The organism is Halomonas sp. BDJS001 (genome assembly GCF_026104355.1).
Taxonomy (GTDB): Bacteria; Pseudomonadota; Gammaproteobacteria; order Pseudomonadales; family Halomonadaceae; genus Vreelandella.
The window spans coordinates 14080-31779 of sequence record NZ_CP110535.1; the positions used below are offsets into that span (position 1 = coordinate 14080).

Annotated in this window: 16 protein-coding genes and 1 other RNA gene; 8 read left to right on the forward strand and 9 right to left on the reverse strand. The window is 53.1% G+C overall.

What is annotated here, in order from left to right; genetic code table 11:
* Positions 1–122: 122 nt before the first annotated feature.
* The 4 genes from OM794_RS00055 to OM794_RS00070 form a co-directional block, all read right to left on the reverse strand.
* Positions 123–1100: a glycosyl transferase family 90 gene (locus OM794_RS00055; protein ID WP_226248878.1), complete on the reverse strand. Its 978-nt coding sequence runs from the start codon at positions 1098–1100 to the stop codon at positions 123–125.
* Positions 1100–1576 (reverse strand): glycosyltransferase, encoded by a 477-nt coding sequence (locus OM794_RS23220; RefSeq protein ID WP_320442896.1) that lies wholly within the window; start codon positions 1574–1576, stop codon positions 1100–1102. The genes OM794_RS00055 and OM794_RS23220 overlap by 1 nt, the downstream gene beginning before the upstream one ends.
* Before the next feature lie 581 nt (positions 1577–2157).
* A complete protein-coding gene (locus OM794_RS00065) occupies positions 2158–2940 on the reverse strand; it encodes a glycosyltransferase family 2 protein (protein ID WP_088698223.1) in 783 nt (260 codons plus the stop codon).
* Positions 2937–4091, reverse strand: a complete 1155-nt coding sequence (locus OM794_RS00070) for a glycosyltransferase (protein WP_226248857.1) — start codon at positions 4089–4091, stop codon at positions 2937–2939. The genes OM794_RS00065 and OM794_RS00070 overlap by 4 nt, the downstream gene beginning before the upstream one ends.
* A gap of 560 nt (positions 4092–4651) precedes the next feature.
* Between OM794_RS00070 and OM794_RS00075 the strand changes: the two genes are divergently transcribed.
* Both OM794_RS00075 and OM794_RS00080 read left to right on the forward strand, forming a co-directional pair.
* Positions 4652–5968 (forward strand): O-antigen ligase family protein, encoded by a 1317-nt coding sequence (locus tag OM794_RS00075; RefSeq protein ID WP_226248854.1) that lies wholly within the window; start codon positions 4652–4654, stop codon positions 5966–5968.
* Positions 5965–6870: a glycosyltransferase family 8 protein gene (locus tag OM794_RS00080; RefSeq protein WP_226248851.1), complete on the forward strand. Its 906-nt coding sequence runs from the start codon at positions 5965–5967 to the stop codon at positions 6868–6870. The genes OM794_RS00075 and OM794_RS00080 overlap by 4 nt, the downstream gene beginning before the upstream one ends.
* Positions 6871–6914: 44 nt before the next feature.
* On the opposite strand, the gene OM794_RS00085 is transcribed toward OM794_RS00080, so the two are convergent.
* Entirely contained in the window at positions 6915–7628 is a 714-nt protein-coding gene (locus tag OM794_RS00085; RefSeq protein WP_226248849.1) for a 3-deoxy-D-manno-octulosonic acid kinase, read from the reverse strand.
* Between OM794_RS00085 and OM794_RS00090 the strand changes: the two genes are divergently transcribed.
* From OM794_RS00090 to waaA, 3 genes are read left to right on the forward strand one after another with little or no spacing between them, the layout of a single operon-like run.
* Complete coding sequence (locus tag OM794_RS00090; RefSeq protein WP_226248847.1) at positions 7627–8727, forward strand: glycosyltransferase family 9 protein; 1101 nt, start codon at positions 7627–7629, stop codon at positions 8725–8727. The two genes, OM794_RS00085 and OM794_RS00090, sit on opposite strands and share 2 nt — an antisense overlap.
* A complete protein-coding gene (gene hldE / locus OM794_RS00095; RefSeq protein WP_226248845.1) occupies positions 8717–10147 on the forward strand; it encodes a bifunctional D-glycero-beta-D-manno-heptose-7-phosphate kinase/D-glycero-beta-D-manno-heptose 1-phosphate adenylyltransferase HldE in 1431 nt (476 codons plus the stop codon). Before OM794_RS00090 ends, hldE begins: the two co-directional genes overlap by 11 nt.
* A gap of 10 nt (positions 10148–10157) precedes the next feature.
* Positions 10158–11450 carry a lipid IV(A) 3-deoxy-D-manno-octulosonic acid transferase gene (gene waaA / locus OM794_RS00100; RefSeq protein WP_226248842.1) on the forward strand — a complete coding sequence of 431 codons (1293 nt, stop codon included), beginning with the start codon at positions 10158–10160 and terminating at the stop codon, positions 11448–11450.
* A gap of 23 nt (positions 11451–11473) precedes the next feature.
* Here the strand turns inward: waaA and rpiA are convergent, their stop codons facing one another.
* A complete protein-coding gene (gene rpiA, locus OM794_RS00105) occupies positions 11474–12148 on the reverse strand; it encodes a ribose-5-phosphate isomerase RpiA (RefSeq protein WP_226248840.1) in 675 nt (224 codons plus the stop codon).
* 180 nt (positions 12149–12328) lie between these two features.
* On the opposite strand from rpiA, the gene ilvA reads away from it, so the two are divergent.
* A complete protein-coding gene (gene ilvA, locus OM794_RS00110) occupies positions 12329–13843 on the forward strand; it encodes a threonine ammonia-lyase, biosynthetic (RefSeq protein ID WP_226248838.1) in 1515 nt (504 codons plus the stop codon).
* A gap of 443 nt (positions 13844–14286) precedes the next feature.
* Here ilvA and OM794_RS00115 read toward each other — a convergent pair whose 3' ends face one another.
* The 3 genes from OM794_RS00115 to OM794_RS00125 form a co-directional block, all read right to left on the reverse strand.
* On the reverse strand, positions 14287–14901 hold the full coding sequence (locus tag OM794_RS00115; RefSeq protein WP_226248835.1) for a 5-formyltetrahydrofolate cyclo-ligase: 615 nt from the start codon (positions 14899–14901) through the stop codon (positions 14287–14289).
* Between the two features lie 30 nt (positions 14902–14931).
* Positions 14932–15114: non-coding RNA, 6S RNA (gene ssrS / locus OM794_RS00120), on the reverse strand.
* A gap of 92 nt (positions 15115–15206) precedes the next feature.
* Positions 15207–15506, reverse strand: coding sequence for a cell division protein ZapA (locus tag OM794_RS00125; protein WP_226248832.1), 300 nt, complete (start codon positions 15504–15506; stop codon positions 15207–15209).
* Positions 15507–15686: 180 nt separating this feature from the next.
* Between OM794_RS00125 and OM794_RS00130 the strand changes: the two genes are divergently transcribed.
* Positions 15687–16265, forward strand: coding sequence for a UPF0149 family protein (locus OM794_RS00130; protein WP_226248830.1), 579 nt, complete (start codon positions 15687–15689; stop codon positions 16263–16265).
* Positions 16266–16300: 35 nt separating this feature from the next.
* A complete protein-coding gene (gene pepP / locus OM794_RS00135; protein ID WP_226248828.1) occupies positions 16301–17641 on the forward strand; it encodes a Xaa-Pro aminopeptidase in 1341 nt (446 codons plus the stop codon).
* Positions 17642–17700 lie beyond the last annotated feature (59 nt).

The following is a 17700-nucleotide window of genomic DNA, read 5'->3' on the forward strand; positions in this document are numbered from 1 at the left end:
CTATGGTGGCCAGCCTCGCGGTATCCCATGCAATGAAAGAGCGATAACTTCTGATGACTATTACCTAATATAAACAGTGAAAATGGCTATGACAGAAAAATAGATGGCTCTGATGATAACGGCTACTCAGGAAGAAGTTGATGGGTGCGCTCGAAATATTTCTGCATCACCAAAAGGCCTAGCAAACGTTCCTGGCCCGTATTCATAAATTGAGCGAAGTAGCGGTTGGCATTACCGATAATTTTTTTGGCCGCCGCGGGGTTGTCCTGGTAATAGATGATTTTTTCCTCCAGATCTGAGTAATCATCCTTGAGCTTCACATAGTGATAGTCAGGTAACAAAGTGCCTTCCATAAACCATGTTTCAAAGCGCGGCTGTCGCATAAAACAGAGTGAGTTGGAGGCCATTATCCATTTGAGATTTGTTGCAACATCTTTGCCTTCTATACTGAGCACGAATTTATATTTCAGTTGCTCCTGTACCGACATAAAATGGCGATGCCAGGGCTGGCCATGGGCATTTTTGTGAATGTCACCCACATTGCATAGCGGGTGATCATAAAAATCTCGAACGAATTGTCGCCGGTGTTCTTGATGACAAGAACCCCGCCATACCACAAGGTCAAGCTTGTCATCATAGCGGTAAGGATCTTTCACCGTGTAGTAATGGCGAACACGGTTTAACTTAAGTAAAACCGAGTTTTGATTGTGGTCATTAATGGGGCGGCTTTTCACCAAAGTCGGCGCGTCTGGCACGGTGGTTACATCACCAAAGCGATGGCAGAAGCGTAGTTCAGGCGGGAAGTAGCGCAATATACTGAGTAAGTCCAAATAATAAGTGCCGCTTTTCTCGCGCTTGAATCCAGATAAGCTTTTTGCTGAACCCGGCAACTCAACAGTGTCTTTCAATTGGTTACAGTAGTTAACTCGGAAAAGTAAGTGTTGCTGCTCCTCTTCCGGCAGACGCTTTAATGAGTGAAGTAAGCTGATTCTTTGCCGTTGTAGAAACGTACTGGGAATCAGGCGGTGAACGGTATGCTGCGCATAAAAGCCCAGCTTATGAAGGTTTTTATGCGCTTTTGCAGAAGCCGCAAACATCATTATTCGCTCACTATGGTTTGATAGAGGTGCCAGTACGATGCAGTCATTGACTGCGGGCTATAATGATCTAAACGCTCAGTGGCTCCTTGAACCAATCGCTGCCGAAGAGCGACATCCTGTCTTAATCGCATAATACCGCTAGCCAGTGCATCGGCGTCGCCGGACGGTATCAGTAACCCTGTCTGTTCATGCTTAACGATATCGGGTATGCCGCCAACGTTGGTAGCAATGACAGGAACACCGAGCTGCATGACGTCCAGTAACACAGAGCCCAAGCCTTCATTGCGTGAAGGAAACGCAAACACATCCAGGCCAGCCAGATAGTCGGCAATATTGCTTTTAAACCCCAGCCAGGAAACATTGCCAAGCGACGAGTATTCTGTTTTTAGCGTTTCCGTATCTTCACCATCGCCTAGCAAAATAAACTGTATATCAGGTGCTTGATGCTCAAGCTTTTGAGCAGCTTGTAAGAGCACTCGTTGGCCTTTATGACGGTCAACCACTGCGCCCGCATGGCCAACCAAAAACTTACCGGTAAAATCATCACGGAATGGTGGGTCGCTTCAGACGAGGGTATTAAGTGGGCATGAGCACTGGCGATTAAAGTAACGTCGCCACACTGATTATCTTCCAGAAGCCCTTTTATAATGTGGGAAAGGGCAACTCTGGCGGATGCATGAGAGTAACACTGCTGGTTAAACCACTTACGTTTGACGGGTGAATCGACACGGCGTGTAATTAAGTAGGGCGTGCCTTTCAAACGGTAGTGTAAGTAAGCCCAATGAACGCCTTTTGCATCGTGGGCGTGCACCAGCTGTGACTTGTTGGCCGATGTCGCGCCGAAATGAAAATGCCCTGCTAACTGATGATTGGCTGTCTGGAAATCGAGTCGCGCTACACCCTGCAGGTGTTGGCGCATGGGAGAGTCACGACGGCAAACCAGTGTTTGTGAAATATCGTATTCAGGCTGTTCTGCTAACGTCTTAATTAATAACTCAGTTTGGCGCTCGCCGCCTCGAAAACCGCGCGCCAAATTGACATGGGTAATATGCATCAATCACCAAACCTTTTTAAAGTCTTCGGCTTCGAGGACTTTTGGGTCGCGCTGATATTCGAGTAGCTTGGCATACTTTAAGTAACTATTGAGTCCTGCGCTGATCGCAACGGTCATGCCATCGACCCCGCCCATGAAGCCTCGCTGAAAAATATATTTGCGAATAAAGGCATTCAGGCCATGGGTAAATGGCGAGAAAGCGTTAGCCCGTTTCCCCTTTTGAAACATGATCTTGGCCGCACGACCGCTGAAATTGCGTCCTGGCTTGGCAAATAACTGGCCTAGGTTAGCAAAGGAGTAATGCACTATATCTGCATTAAGTCGCTTGGGGTTAGAAGCCCCTATGCTGGCGTGCTGTTTTACATCAGCAAAGCGAGCATGGTGTCGGTTGTAGAGTCGAATGCAGTAATCCGGATACCATCCACAGACTCTAATCCAGCGTGAGCCAATCATATTGCGACGACGAAAGGCAAAGGCGTCATGTTCGGTTGCAGAAAGGTCGAGCTGCCTGATCGCTTCGACCATCTCTGGCGTTAGACGCTCATCGGCGTCTAAGCTGAGCACCCAGTCATATTTTACATGCGCTAGCGCGATATTTTTTTGAATGCCGTCGCCTAGGTAGGCCTGTTGAACCACTTGGGCACCTAACTCGTGCGCGATAGCAGTGGTGCGATCTTGGCTGCCTGAATCCACTACAACGATGTCGTCACATACCTGGCGAACGGAAGCAATACAGTCCGCAATATTGGCTTCTTCATTAAAGGTAATAATATTAGCCGATATCATTGTGCAGGCATCTCTTGCAAAAAGGCAGTCGTAATGTGCGCTGGAGAAAAGCGTTCCAGCCAACGTTCATCAATAGCGTAGCCGTCAGCATTAAGAATGGCATCGACACGGTCTGCTAAGGCCTCCGGCGTCATGTCACAAAGGTAAGCTTCCAGCTCTCCGGCCATAATATCACGTACCCCACCTGGACAATCGACCGAGACAATAGGCGTTTGGCAAGCCAGCGCTTCAAGCAGCACAATGCCAAGCCCTTCGTGGGCAGAGCTCAAGATGAATAGGCGCGCATGATGCATCCAAGGATAAGGGTTTAATTGGCGACCGACAAAAGTCACCCGCGCTGCAATACCCAGCTCACCGGCTAGCGCTTCCAGCTCTGCACGCAGTGGCCCCTCGCCGACAATTACTAGCGGAAGGGTGGTGTGCATCTTGGCGTATGCTCGTAGCAGTAGGTGGTGATTTTTTTGCGGCACCAAGCGTGCTACGTTGAGTAAATACGGGGAAGGGGGCCGCTCTGGAATATCTTCGCGCATGGCTTTGCGAATGGTCGCTAAAGGGCATGGGTTGGTGATGGTTCTCAGCGAGAGCGGCTTGACTTGTAGCGTTTGCAGAGCAGTGGCGACTTGCTGTTCAACACCGTGGGATACTGTAACTAAGTGTTTGTTATGAAAAAGGCAGCGTGCTTTTAGCCGCTCTAGCCAGGCGGCATGGTCAGGGGGCGCTTTAACGATATTCTCCAGAACATAACAGGCACGGGGATCTTGGAAAGACCATACCGTTTCAAAGGTACCGATACCGCGGAAAATGATCCGGTCAAAAGTGCCATATTGACGCTCAAGGCGACGTATTTCACGGCGAAAAAGTTTGCCACCCCACCAGCCCGACAATAAAAAGTAGCTCTTCCTTAACACGCTATTGAGCAAGCGTGCCACCACCTCGATAATGCCACCTACACCTGATGTCCACATAGCACGAGACAGTGCGAAATGGTGGACATTTACCCGCTCATTGCTCGGTGCTAACTGAGGCGGACGCGGCTTAAAATACATTAAATGGCTCTCATGACCCTGTTCAGCAAAAGCGTCGGCAAGGTTCACCGCCACTCGCTCCATGCCGCCAATTTTTAACGTACGCACAACAATTAATACCTTCATGTGGGCGAGTCCTTTTGGTGGGGCGGAAGTTGTATCACAGGGTTGTTTAGTCGCGCTGGTGCCGATTATGAAACCAGGATAGCGCATGCTTCAGACGCTATGACAGGATGGCTGAGGAGATATGAATGATTTCATGACATTAATGAGTGAAAGTGCCTATACACGTAATAGGCAAGTGAGTGAAGGTTATCGATGTGCCATGGTTTTCGTTAGCGAATGGGCCCGCGTTATTTCTGAAACAGGTCTGAAAGAGAAAGAGTATAGGCAGATTATAAACAATAATATTGTTTATAATCAATAAATTACACCATTTTTATGGCTTAAAAAAAGGTCATGATGCTCAAGACCTTATCCACCTAGCCATCTGTTTGCAACCGCTCTGTTGATGCCCTGCTAAGATTGCGCAGCAGGTTATCCCCATATGAATTAGGCTAGCACCGGTGTGGTTTCTGATATCCTAACGTCCTTGAAAAATCAATTGATAACACTTGGTGAGTGTCGAGCGACTCGCTGGGTATTTCGGGGCGGGCGGAGAACTCACATCAGGAGTAGGCGGATAGATGGAACGGGGTAGAGAAGAGCCGCAATGCGGTTGGAAGACAAAAAATAATGCCGTTGGTTGGATTGCGTTATCTGTTTATGCTTTTTCGTGGCTTATCAATTTTGACGTTTCTCGTGCGGCGGAGTCAGTATTTCTTCTATGTTTTGTCATTGCTTGGTTCAAGGAGCCTGACCCAGCAGTTAAGTGGAATAAGGTTTTTCTGCTCTTCATCGCTTTTGTTGCACTTCAGGTCTGGGTGTATTTCTTTGCTATAGAACGCTTCCCGGAGGTTGCCGATGGGCAGATCAAAGCTGCACGGCATATGACCAAACTTTTTCTTTGTATTGCAGTGGCTTGGTGGCTGAGAGGCTCTATAAATGCTGCCAAGTATTTACTGTTTATCTTTTTAGCGGGAATCGTCACTTCTTTAGCTATTAATTCAAACACTGAAACTTGGATGGCGGGTCTGTCAGGCAAGCGGGTCGATTTTGGGTACACCAATGCCCAACATACGGCTTTTTACTTGGGCCTACTACTGATTATGGGGGGGGGCTGGCTAGTCAGATGTCTGCGTTGCGGCGCTAATAAGCCCGAGTGGGGGCTGGCGTTGGCTTTGACACTACTTGGTTTGGTGGGCGTTGTCGTAACCCAAACTCGGGCGGTCTGGTTAGCCCTGACCGTGATACTGCTAAGTTTGATAGTCTTTAGCTTGTGTCGTTTCATTAAGCAAAGACAACGACGCTGGTTGCGCCCCAAACTGCTGTTTCCAGTTGTTGCCCTCGTCGGCGTGCTCACACTTACGGTGATCACGATGGTGCCGGTTATTGAAAAGCGGCTGTTAGATGAGCAGGATGTGATCGAAACTATCGGGCAAGGCAACCTCGATGATGTCCCTCTCAGTAGTATTGGTATACGTATTCATACCTGGGTATATGGATGGGAAAAAGTTAAGGAAAGACCTCTGACGGGATGGGGGCCTAAGAGCCGGAACTCGCTGATTGATGAAGGGCCTTTCCCCGATTGGCTGAAAGACATGTTTGGCCATTTCCATAACGTCTACCTGGAAATCCTATTGGCATATGGTGTGTCAGGGCTGGCAGCACTAGCTGCGCTGACAGTGATGATTCTCAGGGGAACGATTATGTTACTTGGGAGGGGGCACCAATATTTGGGAATGGGAATACTCGTGTCGTGGGTATTTTTCTTCATCATAAACTTGTTTGAGTCCTATCTGATTTTCAGTTCTGGTATGTATTTTTTTATCATTTTCGGTGGGGTCGGGATGTCCTCCTACCTTTTCGGTGAAAATCGGACGATCAGTGTAGAGGCACAATGAATATTGTTCTGTGTGCAGATGAATCCTATGCTCGGTATGGTTCTGTGGTTATGGCCTCGGTTATCGCCCATGCCATTAATATTGAGCAGATCCGCTTCTTCATGCTGACGCCAGGTATGAGCGAGGAGACTAAAAATAGCCTACGTGAATCCGTTGAGCGATCCGGTGCTGCCCTTGATATCATCGACGTCGACGTAGCGGCGTTGCAAGGATTCAAGGCTGGTCGCTTTGGTATCGCAGCGCTGCTTCGCCTGCTGATGCATCGTTATCTGCCTGCCGATTGTAAGCGCATCATTTACCTTGACTGTGATTTATTAGTTCGTAGTGACCTCTCCGAGTTATGGTCTATGCCGCTCAATGGTCATACCGCTGCGGCTACTATTAACCTATATAGCTCTTCCAGCAGGGGGGCTCGAAAGTTACCGGATGACTACTTCAACTCAGGGGTAATGCTTGTCGATATGACGGCTTGGCGTGAAAAGTGTGTGGGTGAAAGGGCTTTGGCATGCCTTGACAGAGAGGGCGACAACTTTCGGTATCCAGATCAGGATGCCCTGAATCGAGTGCTGGAAGGGGATTGGTGCTGGTTACCGGTGGAGTGGAACTTTCAACCGACGGCCTATGCGGCTGTAGAGAAGCGTTACCCGCATCTTGTTACACATATGGCCTCTCTGGAAACAGCTATTCACCATCCGCGTATCGTGCATTTCATTGGATCGGTCAAGCCATGGCATGCCAAATGTGTGCATCCTTTCCAGGAAGACTTTATTGCCTATTCTCGCCATACTGCTTGGCCTATTGATAGCAAGACATTGGCGTCCTCGCTATCGTGGAGGGAACGCATCCGTATGGCACTCAAGCAGCCTAAGATTCGTCGTCGTCGTCGATTAACCCAGGTCTAGACCTCATAATTTAAAAACTGTAACCAAGTTCAACAATGAGTAAGTCAGCTTGCTGCTCTGTATCCTTGAATGATAAGAGAGGTTGGCGTAGCAGGTTTAAATTTGTGTACAGACCTCTCCAGTCTCTCTAAATTTTCTTTCTCCCATTTCCCTGGAGACCGTAGCCTGCAGCGGTCAAAATCAATCAGCCAAGGCTCGCCACTCGGGTCGATCAAAATATTGCGGGCATTCAGGTCAACATGGTCAAGCCCCGCTTGATGAAAGCGGTAAATCATAGCACCTATACGCTTTAATAACGCTTCATCCGCCAGATCGTTGACGAGTAGCTCAGCGAATGCCTTGGCGCCAGCAATGCGCACGGTAATCAACGCGGCTTCATAAGTAAGCCCATAGCGGGTAACGCAGTTCGCTACGGGGCGGGGTACCGGCAGCCCTTGCTCAAAAAGCTTGGCGGTTAAGCGCAGTTCACGAAATGCCCTGGTGCGCTCAGCGCCACTCCATAAATAGCGTTTCTCACTGAATTTGGCTGCCATGCCCCCCCGGCGATAGGGCCTTAATACCCACTGCTCGGTCGGCGTTGCCTGTAAAAACAGGCTACTGCCCCGGCCAGGTGCTTCGCCCACAATTAATCCGCGTTCACACCAGTAGTCGCGAGTGAATAGGTCGGGATCAATTTGGTGTGTTCCCGGCGCGTCACATAAACTGTCTACATCATGTAAAATCAGCCAATTTCTCTGCTGGAGTGCCGCTAAGCGCATGAAGCCCTCTCTGCCTGTTCAGCCTAACCACATTGCCATTTTGCGCCTCTCCGCCCTAGGAGATGTGTGCAATCTCGTGCCCACGGTACGGGCGTTGCAGCGTCAGTGGCCCGATGCGCGCATTACCTGGATTATCGGTAAGGGGGAGCACAGTCTACTGGCGGGGCTTTCCGGGGTCGAGTTCGTTGTTTACGACAAGTCGACCGGTTTTGCCGGTATGCGCGCATTATGGCGGCAGTTTGCTGATACGCGTTTCGATGTACTGCTGCATATGCAGCAGGCCATCCGTGCCAGCGTACTCTCTCTGGGGCTGAAGGCCGACGTCCGCGTGGGCTATGACAGGGCGCGCGCCAAAGACGCTCAGCACTGGTTCACCCAGCATCAGCTCGCGCCGCACCCCAATGCCCACGTACTGGAGTCCTTTATGGACTTCGCTCGGGTGCTCGGTGTAAACGATGACCACCTATCGTGGGATTTGCCGGTGCCCGATACGGCACGCAATGAAGCCCAAGTCATCAGTGGTGACGTGCCTTATCTGGTCATTAACCCTTGCAGCAACGTGCGCCTGCGTAATTTTCGTAATTGGTCGGTAGAGGGTTACGCAAGCGTGATTGAACACGCTTGGGTGCAGCACGGTCTTAAAAGTGTATTAACCGGCGGTGGTAGCGCCCTGGAACGGGAAATAGGCGATCAAATTGAAGCGCTGTGCCAGCCCGCAAGCGTGATTAACGCCATTGGCGGCACCTCGCTAAAAGGGGTTTTAGCGCTGATTGATCAAGCCCAAGCGGTAATAGCGCCGGATACCGGACCTATCCATATGGCCAATGCCATGGGCACCCCGGCGTTAGGACTCTATGCTTCGACCAATCCCCAGCGTGCGGCGCCCTATTTGTGGCGTGATTTTGTGGTCAACGCATACCCTGAAGCGGTACGTACCTATCTGCATAAGTCGGTAGAGGAGGTGAGTTGGGGCCAGCGGGTGCGTCACCCCAGTGCCATGATGCTGATTAAAGCCGACGACGTTATCGCTAAACTGGACACACTGTTGGCGCATACCGCCTCTACCGCCAGCGCAGGGAGCAGCACTGATGAAGATTGATTTAACCGCCTTAGAGCATGCCCACGTTCTGGTTGTCGGGGATGTGATGCTAGACCGCTACTGGCATGGCGGTACCTCGCGCATTTCTCCTGAAGCGCCGGTGCCGGTGGTGCGTGTGGAAGATGTCGAAGACCGCCCAGGTGGGGCCGCCAATGTGGCGCTGAACATTACCTCCCTGGGCGGCCATGCAGTGCTGGCGGGTGTGCTCGGCGACGATGACAACGCACAGATTCTACAAGCTAGTTTGAATGCCTCGGGTGTAAGTACTTACTTCCAGCGTAGCGCTCAGGTACCGACGATCACGAAGCTGCGAGTGATGAGTCGTAACCAGCAGCTACTGCGCCTGGATTTCGAGCAGCGGTTGGACACAGTTGATACCAGCGAGCTAGTGATGCAGGTAGAGCAGGCGCTACCCCAATGCGATGTCGTCATACTCTCCGACTATGGCAAAGGTACCCTGAATCAGGTGGAAAACCTGATTGCCAACGCAAGGGCCGAGGGCAAGCGAGTGCTGATCGATCCGAAAGGGCAGGATTTCAGCAAATACCGTGGGGCTAGTTTAATCACCCCCAATCTAACCGAGTTTGAAGCCGTGGTTGGCTCCTGTGCGACGGATGCCGAGTTATCGAGTCGTGGCGAAGCCCTGCGCGCAGAGTTGGAGCTGGAAGCGTTGCTGATTACCCGCAGCGAAAAGGGCATGACGCTGATCCGCGAAGGGCATGCGCCGCTGCACTTACCTACCCGCGCTCAGGAGGTTTTCGATGTAACCGGGGCAGGGGATACCGTTATCGGCCTGATGGGGCTGGCGCTTGCGGCGGGCCACGCTTTTCCCGAAGCGATGATGTTGGCCAACCTGGGGGCCGGGCTGGTCGTGGCCAAACCGGGTACGGCAACGCTCTCCATCGCCGAGCTCTACACTGCGCTGCATGGCGATAAGCTGGCCGAGTTTGGTGTGATTGAGCCGAATATATTGATCGAGGCGGTGCGCGCTGCTCAACTTCGCGGTGAGCGGGTGGTCATGACCAACGGCTGCTTCGATATCCTGCACGCAGGCCATGTCGCTTATCTGGAGCAGGCCAAGCGCCTGGGCGATCGTTTAATTGTCGCGGTTAACGACGACGCCTCCATTGCTCGCCTGAAAGGGCCCAAGCGGCCGATTAATCCGCTTAACCGGCGTATGCAGGTGTTGGCGGGGTTAGGGGCTGTCGATTGGGTTGTGCCGTTCAGTGACGACACCCCTCAGGCGCTGATCGAAGCGGTGCTACCCGATATTTTAGTCAAAGGTGGCGACTACCGGCCAGAAGATATCGCCGGGGGCGCGGCCGTTATCGCTAATGGTGGCGAGGTTAAAGTACTGGGCTTTGAAGATGGCGTGTCGACCTCGGCGATGATTAGTTCGATTCTAGATCGTGAGCGCTAAGAAACCTCTGATGTCTTCACCTGCCTGGCCTCGGCTTGCCTACTCAGCGGCGCTGTATGCACTCTCGCTACTGATTGGCTGGCGTATCTGGCGTGAGCAAGTACCCACATACTCACGCCTTCAACGGCTGGGTTTGCGCCTTCAGCCGCTTCCCCCAGCGCCACGCATTTGGCTGCACTGTGCCTCGGTGGGGGAAGTACGCGCTGCGCGTCCGCTGATTGAGGGGCTATTAGCGGATTTTCCAGCCCATAGCCTGCTGCTCACCACCATGACCGCGACCGGTGCCGGGCAGGCTCAAGCGCTCATTAGCGAGCACCCCCCAGCCGATCAGGCAAGACTTTCTCACCGCTTTCTGCCGCTGGACTTTCCAGGTGCTTCCAAACGTTTTGTGCGCTGTGTTGACCCCGAGCTTGCCATCCTGTTTGAAACCGAGCTGTGGCCTAATCTGATCCACGCCTGTCGACAGCAGGGTGTCTCCGTCGCGGTGGTGAACGGGCGTTTATCTCCTCGCGCCTTTAAGCGTTACCAACGTTTGCGCCCGCTAATGGCCAGTACCCTCGCCGAGATTAGCTGGCTCGCTGCAAAATCATCAGCAGACGCCGAACGCTTTAATACCCTCGGCTGCAGCACGGAGATCACTCGCGTCGTTGGGTCACTAAAATTTGAAATAGCTAGCCAAAATAAGCCCCTTGAAGAGGGTGAACACTTACTTCAAGCATGGGGAGGACGTCCGGTTTGGGTAGCGGGCTCCACCCGAGACGGCGAAGAAGCGCTACTGCTTAACGCCCATCGCAAACTGCTGAACCGTTTCCCTGATGCGCTGCTGGTACTCGTGCCCCGCCACCCCCAGCGCTTTGACGATGTCGCCAAGCTTTGTCAAACCGAAGGCTGGATCCTAAGCCGCCGTAGCCAGCAGCAGCCCGTGACGGCACAAACGCAGGTCTACCTGGGGGATACGTTAGGTGAACTGGCCATGCTCTATGCAGCGGGCCGTGTGGCCTTTGTCGGGGGCAGCCTAGTGGCGCTGGGCGGACAGAATATACTTGAACCGGCGGCGCTAGGCAGGCCGGTGCTTAGTGGCCCCTCGATTGAGAACTTCGCCGATGTGGCTGAACCGCTGCAAGCGGCAGGAGCGCTAACCCTGGTCGATACCCCGGAGGCGCTGGCAGACGCCGTAGCAGGCTATTTCGTTAACCCTGAGCGTGCCCTGCAGGCGGGGCAAGCAGGGTGCGCGGTAATTGAGGCACACAGAGGCGCACTTGATCGTACCCTGACAGGATTGGCTTCACTGCTATCTTGTTAGCCAGTAACGTTATCTAAGAACCTTTATTTAAGCGCAATCCTTTCTACGCCATCTTCTTTGCCTAGCAGTAGAACATCCGCGCCGCGTGCGGCAAACAGGCCATTGGTGACAACACCGACGATAGCGTTGATGCGTGCTTCCATGGCCACGGGGTCTGCAATCATAAATTCATAGCAGTCGATAATTTGGTTGCCATTGTCGGTGACCACTCCTTGGCGATAGACCGGCTCGGCGCCAAGCGCGACAAGCTCGCGGGCGACATAGGAGCGAGCCATGGGGATGACTTCTACCGGTAGCGGAAAATGGCCTAACTGGGGCACGTACTTTGAGCCATCGGCGATACAGATAAAGCGTTTGGCGCAGGCAGCCACGATTTTCTCGCGGGTAAGCGCAGCGCCACCGCCTTTAATCATATGTAAGTGAGCATTAACTTCGTCTGCACCGTCAATATAAAAGGGTACTGTGCCGACGCTATTAAGCTCAAACACCTCAATGCCCAGTTTCTCAAGACGCTCGGCGCTCGCCTTAGAGCTCGCTACTGCGCCTTTAAAGCGGTCTCGCAATGATCCTAGGCGATCAATAAACAGATTCGCCGTAGAGCCGGTGCCAATACCTAAGATGGTATCCTTTTCCAACTGAGCTTTAATTTCTTCAATCGCTGCGTCCGCTACGGCGGCCTTCAGTTCATCCTGGTTCATAGTCAGCCTAGTGGGTCAAAGTATGGTTAGTTACAAGAGAGTTAGTCAGAGAAGTGCTCGTGGCGCTAGTATAGCGGTCTAAACGCTGCCTGCCGATGGCAACCCGGCTAGACGCCGCTAGGCGTAATCTGCTACCAATAAAAGCTTTGTCCGTTCACGTTCTTCCCTTGGGATACCCGCATGCTAGAAGCCACCGTCAAAAAGATCCTCCAAGCCCGCGTTTATGAAGCCGCTTGTGAGACCCCGATTTCCCCTGCACCCTTTTTGTCGCGTCGCTTTGATAACCAGATTTTGATTAAGCGCGAAGACCTACAGCCGGTGTTTTCGTTCAAAATTCGCGGTGCCTACAACAAAATGGCGCAGCTCACCCAGGAACAAAAAGAGAAAGGCGTGATCGCCGCCTCCGCCGGTAATCACGCCCAAGGGCTGGCCATGGCTGCAAAGCTGATGGGGGTCAAAGCTGTCATCGTGATGCCGCGGATCACGCCGGATATCAAAGTGCAGGCGGTGCGCGCCCGGGGCGCCAAGGTCATCCTCAAAGGGGATGCTTTCGCCGCTGCCGCCGAGCATGCTCAAGAGCTGATCAAAGAGCACGGCTACACCTATATTCCGCCGTTTGATGATATTGATGTGGTGGCCGGACAAGGCACCATCGGCGTGGAAATTCTGCGCCAGCACGCTGGACGCTTGGATGCCATCTTCGTACCGGTCGGCGGTGGTGGATTAATCGCAGGTGTAGCGGCCTATGTGAAGTACCTGCGTCCGGATATCAAAGTAATCGGTGTCGAAGCCGAAGACAGCGCCTGCCTCAAAGCCGCCTTAGAGGCGGGTGAGCGTGTGGTGCTCGAGCAAGTGGGTGTATTTGCCGAAGGCGTCGCGGTCGCACAAATTGGCGAGGTGCCGTTTTCGTTGATCAAAGATCTGATTGACGGCGTTATCACCGTCAATACCGATGAAATGTGTGCAGCGGTGAAAGATATTTTTGACGATACCCGTGCAGTGGCGGAAACCTCTGGCGCGCTCTCGCTGGCAGGGCTAAAAAAATACGTGCAGCAGACCGGTGCCGAAGGCGAGACGCTGCTGTGCATTAACTCAGGTGCCAATACCAATTTTGATCGCCTACAGCACATTGCCGAGCGCACGGAGCTAGGCGAGCAGCGTGAAGCGATCCTGGCGGTGACTATTGCCGAGAAACCCGGCAGCTTTAAGAAGTTTTGCCGCACGCTAGGCAAGCGCATGGTGACCGAGTTTAGCTATCGCTACGCTGACAGCAGTGAAGCGCATATCTATGTAGGCGTCCAGGTTAAGCCCGGTGGTGAAGACCGCCAGGCAGTGATCGACAAACTGCGTGAAGGCGGCTACCAAGTGGAAGATCTCACTGAAAATGAGTTGGCGAAGCTGCATATTCGCCACTTGAGCGGCGGTCGTCCCAGCGAGCGTTTCGAAGAAGAAGTGTACCGCTTTGAGTTCCCCGAGCGCCCAGGCGCGTTGATGAACTTTTTGACCCAACTGCCCCACGACTGGAATATCTCGTTATTTCATTATCGCAACCATGGTGCGGCCTATGGTCGAGTACTGGTGGGTATGCAAGTGCCTAACGGTGACCGAACCCATGTGGCGGAGTATTTAGATGCCATCGGTTACCGTTACTGGCGCGAGAGCGATAATCCAGCCTATCGACTGTTTATGGCTTAATCGTTCACTACTGTATGTAAGTGCTTGCTCACCTTAAAAGTCAGAGCTGCTAGTAACGCAACGTAACTTAATCCTTAGAAATGAGGCTAAAAAATGCCGCTAAACCAGTTGTCAATGATGGCCTTATAGCTCTATAGTCGTGAGCGAAATTAAGCAAATTCGCCATCTTTAGAAAACATCAAAGAGTGGCGGGTTTGGCACATTCGGCAACAATATAGGTGTTGGAGAAGCGGCATGCGGCGGAAGAAGCCTGATATGGTAATGGCGTTGATGGTGGTGTTTGCATTAGGGGTGCTTGCTACCGGTTACGCGCAGGCGTTATCGGGAAGCTAAACCCTGTTGGTTTGCCACTATACGTTAGCACCGATAAGGTGACAGATATCAGACGAAAGGGGCTGATCCTTTATTGGGTCGGCCCTTTTTTATGGCCAGTTTTAAGAAAGCTACTGACGGCGAAAGCAACCTTGGTCACTGACGACGACCTGTAAGGGCACATCCCATGGCTCCACAGGCAGCGAAGCCACTTGCTGGCAGGCATGGGCGACGCCAATCAAGGTAGGCGACGGGCCGGGCCGATGCATAAATGCTAAGCTGCGATCATAAAACCCTCCCCCCATCCCCATGCGGTTAGCGTTAGCATCAAACCCAACTAGTGGCACAATTAGCGTATCCAGTGCCCAGGTAGGTAGCCTATTACGTCGCTTTGCGCTGAATCGAACGTCAGGCTCCCAAATACCAAAACGGTTTTTCACCATGGGTGTGTCAGGTCGGTAGGCTACAAACCACAGGCGATTAGCGCTAAATGGGCGCAAAACCGGCAGATAAATATCGACATTACGTTGACGCAGCCAGGGAAGTAACGGCGTAGGGTCAATTTCACCGTTGACAGGTAGATAAAGGCTTAAGCGTCGTGCACGACGAATCTCAGGTAGGGATTTTAATTGCCTGCACAAACGTTGAGCCGCAAGGCGCTGCTCATGCTGAGAAAGGGCTCGGCGTTGATGACGTAGAAAACGGCGCAGTGCGCGCTTATCGACGTCCCGATGGAGGCTTTCCATGCAGATGGTCTCTCATACCCTATAGGTTGGGTGTTCTCCAGAGTGCCGCTGTCATTCTGGCCCTGAACCTACTGGTTCAGGTGGGTGGCCGCAGCCAGACCGTCAGGCTTTCCGACGCACGGACATGCACACGGGCCTGGCTAGCATTTGGCCCCCTGGGTATTACGCATAGGCTCGAGGGACTATAATGACTGGCGTACACCCCAGAGAACCCCGCCATCCTAACAGAGCGACGGCTAATGCCAAAGGGCTGGGTTAAACGTTCGCAGGGCTTATAGGTTCTAGACAGCGCTTTAAAACTCGGACTAAGAGTGGCGTGTTTTAGCCAGTGCCCGCTCTAGTCGCTCATTTAACCGGTTCAGGTTCTCTTCTCCGGCACGGTGTTCATCCATGGCTTCAAGCAGCTCGTGGGTAATATTGAGAGCCGCCATGATCGCGACCCGCTCACTCCCCAGCACGCTGCTCTGGGCATTGATACCCTGCATGGCGCGGTCTAAGTAGCGCGCGGCACGGTCAAGCTTGGCTTCTTCGCCCGTGTCGCAGGCAATGATATAGCCGCGCCCTAAAAGGGTTATTTCTTTGGTTGGCCGCTTGGCGTTGCTCATCAAAGACTCCAGCACGGGCCAGCAAGGGGCCCAATGCGTTAACATCACAGCATAGGAAGATAGGTCTCGCTCACTATAAGAGAGGCGCTTGTGCGCGGTCAACGCGCGGTGAGTGCATCTCGTACCCTTGACGCCACCCTATCCCCCTCATGCCCAATGAATACGAGGTTATTAAATACTATGTCGTTGATTGATGAACGCCAGGACTTCTCTGACGTGGCGGATGTTTTTCTTCTGCATGGCAGCATGCAGTCACCGGCTTTTTTGGATGGCCGTCTATGCGCACTGTTAGCGCTGCGCGATGTTAGTGCAGAGGCGTGGTTGGACGAAGTCTGCCAGAGTCTTGGCGTTGAGCAGCCCCGCGATCAGGCAAGTGCCGAGCGGCTGTTAGGCTGGCGGCGGCAAACCTTGGAGGCGCTAAGCGCCAGCGACTTGGACTATACGCCGCTGCTACCCGACGAGCTGTTCTCCCTGGGGGAGCAGGCGCAGGGTCTGAAAGAGTGGACGCTGGGCTTTATTGAGATGGTTGATGAAGTGGCTGACAACGAGCTGCGCGAGCGCTGGTCTCAGTCGCTCCGTGAGGCGATTGATGACTTGCAGGCGCTGGGCCGGATAGATACTGATATCGACGACAGCCCCGAAAACGAAAACGATCTGTTTGCGCTGACCGAGCACGCCCGTATGGCGGCAATGCTGCTGTATACAGAGCAGCATCCAGGGATGCCGCAAGTCGAGCAAACCGACGCCCCCGTTCATTAATTGCCTCTGTCTGAACCTCTATGCTAGGAGCCTCTATGCGGCCAGAAATGTTACCTCGCCCCCCTGCGATCAGCGTGGCCGAGTATCGCCAGCGCCGTGACGCCTTAATGGCCCAACTGCCGGATAACGCCGCGGTGGTGCTTCCCGGAGCCGGGCTGATAACGCGTTCACGGAATAGTGAATTTGCCTTCCGCCAGAGTAGTGATTTTTACTACCTGACCGGCATCCGCGAACCGGACGCACTACTGGTGCTGCTTCCAGGGCGCGCTGAGGGTGAAAGCGTGGTGTTCTGCCAGGATCGTGACCCCACTATGGAAGCGTGGACTGGTCGCCGCTTGGGCGCTGAGGGAGTCATGGCGGAGCACGGCATTGATCAGGCATTTGAAAACGCAGTACGCGATGAGCGGCTGAGCGAATTGTTGGCAGGTCGTGAGCTGCTTTATCTGCCGCTAGACAACGTCGAGGCCGTCAGCATGGCAGAAGATGCGTTACGCGAAGCTCAGGCTGGGCTTAGACGCGGTCGGCCGCCGCTAAAAGGTTGGCTGGATGTTACCCCGTTGATTCACGCCATGCGGCTAATCAAAAGCGACGCAGAAATTGCCCTGCTCAGACATGCGGCGCTGATCTCTGCCCAGGCTCACCGCCGTGCTATGCAGCTGTCGCGCCCTGGGCTGTGCGAATTTCAGCTTCAGGCCGAGTTAGAGCATGAGTTTGTTTGGCAAGGCGCCAGCGGCCCCGCTTACAGTACGATTGTGGGCAGCGGTGCCAACGCCTGCGTACTGCACTATATTGAAAATAGCGCGCCGCTGAGTGACAACGGCTTGGTGCTTATCGATGCGGGGGCCGAGTTTGAGTTGTACGCCGGTGATATCACTCGCACATTCCCGGTCTCAGGGCGGTTTAGTGATGCCCAGCGAGCGCTCTACCAAGTAGTGCTCCATGCCCAGCAGCGCGCTGTTAGCGCCGTCCAGCCGGGGGCTACCCTGGCTGATATTCACCAGGGCGTGGTGTACGACTTAACCGCCGGGCTGATTGAGCTTGGCCTGCTGGAAGGCGAGGTTCAGGCGCGCATCGATGACGAGAGTTATCGGCGCTTCTACCTGCACTCGACGTCACACTGGTTGGGGCTTGATGTGCACGATGTCGGTACTTACCGGCTGGATGAGCAAACACCTCGGCCACTGGTCTCAGGCATGGTGCTCACCGTAGAGCCCGGCCTGTATATCCCTAGCGATGACGATATTCCTGACGCCTATCAGGGTATTGGTATTCGTATTGAAGACAATGTGGTCGTCACAAATGAGGGTCATGAAGTACTGACCGCAGGTGTGCCTAAGCAGGTCGACGAAATCGAGGCACTGATGGCTAAAAAGTAACCACACCCTCAATGTCTGCAGTGGCCTTTATGTAAATTACGTTACGAAATTATTATTAC

What these genes read in the sequence shown, in the direction of transcription:
- OM794_RS00055 (WP_226248878.1), bottom strand. Translation starts at nt 1,100, where the DNA reads ATGATGTTTGCGGCTTCTGCAAAAGCGCATAAAAACCTTCATAAGCTG.
- OM794_RS00065 (WP_088698223.1), bottom strand. Translation starts at nt 2,940, where the DNA reads ATGATATCGGCTAATATTATTACCTTTAATGAAGAAGCCAATATTGCG.
- OM794_RS00070 (WP_226248857.1), bottom strand. Translation starts at nt 4,091, where the DNA reads ATGAAGGTATTAATTGTTGTGCGTACGTTAAAAATTGGCGGCATGGAG.
- OM794_RS00075 (WP_226248854.1), top strand. Translation starts at nt 4,652, where the DNA reads ATGGAACGGGGTAGAGAAGAGCCGCAATGCGGTTGGAAGACAAAAAAT.
- OM794_RS00080 (WP_226248851.1), top strand. Translation starts at nt 5,965, where the DNA reads ATGAATATTGTTCTGTGTGCAGATGAATCCTATGCTCGGTATGGTTCT.
- OM794_RS00090 (WP_226248847.1), top strand. Translation starts at nt 7,627, where the DNA reads ATGAAGCCCTCTCTGCCTGTTCAGCCTAACCACATTGCCATTTTGCGC.
- OM794_RS00085 (WP_226248849.1), bottom strand. Translation starts at nt 7,628, where the DNA reads ATGCGCTTAGCGGCACTCCAGCAGAGAAATTGGCTGATTTTACATGAT.
- hldE (WP_226248845.1), top strand. Translation starts at nt 8,717, where the DNA reads ATGAAGATTGATTTAACCGCCTTAGAGCATGCCCACGTTCTGGTTGTC.
- waaA (WP_226248842.1), top strand. Translation starts at nt 10,158, where the DNA reads ATGTCTTCACCTGCCTGGCCTCGGCTTGCCTACTCAGCGGCGCTGTAT.
- rpiA (WP_226248840.1), bottom strand. Translation starts at nt 12,148, where the DNA reads ATGAACCAGGATGAACTGAAGGCCGCCGTAGCGGACGCAGCGATTGAA.
- ilvA (WP_226248838.1), top strand. Translation starts at nt 12,329, where the DNA reads ATGCTAGAAGCCACCGTCAAAAAGATCCTCCAAGCCCGCGTTTATGAA.
- OM794_RS00115 (WP_226248835.1), bottom strand. Translation starts at nt 14,901, where the DNA reads ATGGAAAGCCTCCATCGGGACGTCGATAAGCGCGCACTGCGCCGTTTT.
- OM794_RS00125 (WP_226248832.1), bottom strand. Translation starts at nt 15,506, where the DNA reads ATGAGCAACGCCAAGCGGCCAACCAAAGAAATAACCCTTTTAGGGCGC.
- OM794_RS00130 (WP_226248830.1), top strand. Translation starts at nt 15,687, where the DNA reads ATGTCGTTGATTGATGAACGCCAGGACTTCTCTGACGTGGCGGATGTT.
- pepP (WP_226248828.1), top strand. Translation starts at nt 16,301, where the DNA reads ATGCGGCCAGAAATGTTACCTCGCCCCCCTGCGATCAGCGTGGCCGAG.